Source organism: Streptomyces sp. 8K308, assembly GCF_004348315.1.
Taxonomy (GTDB): Bacteria; Actinomycetota; Actinomycetes; order Streptomycetales; family Streptomycetaceae; genus Streptomyces.
The window spans coordinates 1-3,924 of the sequence record NZ_SMKC01000497.1 but is presented as its reverse complement, the minus strand read 5'-3'; the positions used below and the strand labels follow the sequence as shown (position 1 = coordinate 3,924).

Here is a 3,924-nt window from a genome sequence, read left to right as displayed (position 1 = left end):
GGCCGAGGAGGGTGAGGGTGGGGAGTTGCTCGGTGCTCCCCCGCTGCCGCAGCAGGTCGAGCCGGGCGGTCGTCCGCTCGTACAGGGCATCGGGGTCCGGTGGCCACGGGCCGGCCGCGGGGTCCTCGGCGAGCCCGTCGAGGACGTCGAGCAGGGCGTCGGAGAAGAGGCCGGCGCGGCGCAGCGGGTCGTTGACGGCCGGCTGGCCGCGGGTCGCGGCGAGGAGCACGGCCTGCTGATGGGCGCCGGTGCGCCGGCCGGCGGGCAGCGTCTCGGTGGGCAGGCTGTTGCGGAAGCGATGGTCCTCGACGAAGGTGCGGCAGGCGTCGACCACCCAGATCTGCCGGGTGTGCCCCGGCAGCAGCTCGCTCGCGAGGGTGGCGCGGGCGGACTCCAGGTGCAGGTTGCGCTTGTCGGCGACGGTGGCGTCGGCGCAGAACAGCCGGTTGTTCTCCTGCTCGTCGAGCACGCCGTGGCCGCCCCACCAGATCCAGACCACCTCGGGGGCCAGGGCCGGGAGTTCGGTCAGCAGCGCGTGCCGGATGTCGGCCTGGCCGGCCGGGCGGTGCGGGACGCCGGCGATGTCCCCGAACTCGGGGGCCAGGTGGAGCAGGACGTTGCGCTCCGGCACCCCGGCGCTCAGCAGCCAGGCGCGGAAGCGCAGGGCGTCGCGCGCCGGCCCCGGCAGCCGCCAGGCGGGGCCGGCCGCGTAGCGCTCGATACCGACGACCAGCGCTGCCGTGCGTCGGGGGGTCATGGGCCTCCTCCTGATCGCCGCCGTGCGCCCACGGCTGGCCGGCTCCGGGGCGGGCGCGAAGCGCTACATCGGCATCGGCGCCAGGTCACACTCGATCCGCTGGTGCAGACGGGCGGCCATCAGCCACGGGTGGTCGGGGTTCAGGACCTCGGTGAAGCCCTTCACGGCCTCCGCGTTGGCGGCGTCCGCCTCCTCCGACAGGCCGAGGCCGCGCAGGTCGAGGGCGAGGTTGGCGCGGCAGAGGTGGGTCAGCGGGTGATTGGGACCCGACACCTGGGCCAGCGCGGCCAGCGTCGCCTCGTCGAGTGCCCTGGCGCGCCCGAAGTCGAAGCGCGCGTAGTGGTTGCTTGCCTGGCCGAGGTCGCAGACCAGCGCCGAGACGTGCCGCTCCCCCAGCGTCTCGCGGAACAGCCCGGCTGCTTCGGCGTGCAGTCGGTCGGCCCCGTTGAGATCTCCCTCGGCGCGCAGCGTCGCCGCGTGGTTCACCATGGCCGTCAGGGTGTGAGCGTGCCCGTCGCCCCTGCTCTCCCGGAAACGGGCCAGCACCCGGGCGCCGAGCTCGTGGGCCCCTGGCAGGTCACCGCGCAGCCGCCGGTCCACGCTGGTGTTGATGGCGGTGCTCAGGGTGTCCGGGTAGTCGGAGCCGTAGCGGGAGATGAACCGCTCCAGGGTCTCCTCGCCCAGCGCGCTGGCGTCGGCGTAGAGGCCGTCCCTGCGCCGGCAGACCGCCAGGTTGCGGGCGGCGCGGATGGTGGACGCGTTGTCCTCGCCCAGCACGTTGCGGTAGATGCGGTAGGTCTCCTCCTGCAGCGCGCGGGCGGCCGAGAAGTCGCCGGCCTCGCAGATGTCGATGGCCAGGCCGTTCACCGTCTGGAGGGTCTGGACGTGGGCCGGGCCGTACAGCAGCTCCCACTGCCTGGCGGTCTCCTCGTCCAGCTCCCTGGCCGCGACGAAGTCGCCGACGAGGCGCAGCGAGACACCCAGGTTGTGGGCGGCCGCCAGGGTGGCGGGGTCCTCGGGGCCGAACAGGTCGCGGGCCCGGTCATGGGCCTCGCTGTCCAGCGCCACGGCCTCGCGGAACGCGCCGCGGTAGCGGAGGGACCCGGCCATCTGGCTCATGGAGTCGAGCAGTTCCTCGTCGGGCACGTCCGTGGTGCGGCAGAGCTCCAGGGCCCGGGTGTTGAGGGCGAACGCCTCGTCGGTGTGGCCGAGCACGCGCAGCACGAACGCCAGCCACTTCGACATCTGGATGACGGTCAGGTCCTCCTCGCCGGACTGCGCCTGCCAGGCCGTCCACGCCTCGCGGGCCAGGTCGGCCGAGGCCTGGTGCGCGCCCCAGTTGTAGAGGTAGCGCACGACGCTGTCCACCAGCTGCCGCACCCAGGGGTCCGCGCTGTGCACCGCTCCGGAGGCGATCACGTGCGGCACCAGGGCCTGGTAGGCGGGCCACTGGTCGGTGCTGCGCGGGCTGCCCGGCGTGGCGGTGGCCAGCAGCACCTGGGCCGAGGTGCGCCGCTTCGCGGTCTCCTCCGCGGAGAGGCCGACCAGCAGGACGGTCTGCATCAGGCGGTGCAGCTGGAGGGTGCCGTTCTTGTGGTCGAGCTTGATCAGCGAGAACTTGCTGAGGTCCCTGGTGGCCCTGGCGAGCAGCACCGGGTCGCGCAGGACCGGGTCGAGCTCGGGGCTGACCTCGACGTTGCGGGTGCCCCTGAACATGCTCTGCGGGATCGGCTCGGGGGCCATGCAGGCGCAGATCTCGAGGAGTTGTCGCGCGGCCGGGTTGGTCTGGGAGAGCCGGTCGAGCGAGATGTTCCAGGCGGCGGCCACCGAGACCGGATAGTCGGGCGAGGGGGCGAGCTCCAGGATTCCTGGCCGGCGCTCGTTGAGCAGGGCGAGGTACTGGGAGACGGGCATGCCGGTGGCGGCGTGCCAGGCGCCGGCCTGTTCGATGGCGAGCGGCAGGTCGCCGAGGGCCGCGGCGAGCTCGTCGGCCTCCTGGGCGCTGAGGTCACGGGAGCGGCGCTGGAGGAGGGCGATGCTCTCGGAGCGCTCGAAGACGTTGACCGTGAGCGGGTTGGCCACGCGCTCCCAGTCCCGGTTGCGCGAGGTGACGATGATCTTGCCGGGGCCGCCGGTCGGGAAGTAGCCGCGGACGGTCTCGATGTCCTCGGCGTTGTCGAAGACCAGGAGCCAGTTGTCGTGGGGCTTGCCGCTGCGCAGCGCCTCGCGGACGGCCGGGACGGCGGTGTTGGCCTGGGGACCGACGTCCAGGTTGAGGGCGCGGGCGAGGTCGGCGAGGGCACCGAGGATCAGGCTGTCCTGCTCGGCGGGGATCCACCAGATGACGTTGTACTCGTGGCTGTGCCGGTAGACGTACTCGATGGCGATCTGCGACTTGCCGACGCCGCCCATGCCGTGCAGCGCGTGGGGCAACACGGCGGCCGTCTCGTCACCGCGCAGTTGCTGCTCCACCGCCGTCAACAAGCTCTCGCGCCCGGTGAAGTTGGGGTTCTTCGGCGGTACGTTCCCCATGATCCGCGGCTGCCCGATGCGCGGGTAACGGGTTGCTGACGTGTTGGGCGCCATGTCCTGGTCGGCCTTCCGAGCTGAGGTTTCTGGAGTGTCGGGTGACGGCGTCGGCACACCGCCTCCGTGCGGGTCGTGAGCTCTTGACTGGTGTATGCCCGGATTCGCACGGTCATTACCGTATGGAGCCGGACCCTCACTTCTGGTGGGTCTCCCGGCGAGGCCGGCGACGCGGGCCGCGCGGCGGGCGTAGGGGCCGGAGAGCGCCTTCAGCACGGCGATCTCGATCGGCAGCCAGGCGCGGTTCTCCTCGGTGGGCTCGGGCAGCGCGGCGCCCTCCGGGTCCTTCAGCGCGGCCTTGAGGCTGGCGCCGCGGCCCCTGCCGCCGCTCAGCTCGGCGAACAAGCTGACGGTGCGGGCGAGTTGGGTGCGGCTGCCGGTGGCGAGCAGGGCCTCGCGGATGCCGGGCGCGAAGTCGGGGGCCCCGCCGCGCCTGGTGCGGCTCCAGTCGAGCAGGCCACCCATCATGATCTCCGCGACGTGGACCGGCCCCACCTCGGGGAACGCGCGCCGGCACAGCTCCTCGATGAGGTCGAACTCCAAGGGCACGGCGGCGAGTTGGGAGGCGAGCCGGCGGGCGG

1 protein-coding gene and 1 pseudogene are annotated in these 3,924 nt (G+C 72.9%); both read right to left on the bottom strand.

Annotation, left to right across the window (positions count from 1 at the left end; translation table 11 throughout):
• Nucleotides 1-757: pseudogene (locus tag E1265_RS34675) on the bottom strand (caspase family protein); the annotation flags it as partial.
• 63 nt (nucleotides 758-820) lie between these two features.
• On the bottom strand, nucleotides 821-3,924 hold a 3,104-nt coding region (gene fxsT / locus E1265_RS34670), incomplete at its 5' end, for an FxSxx-COOH system tetratricopeptide repeat protein (protein ID WP_243741326.1).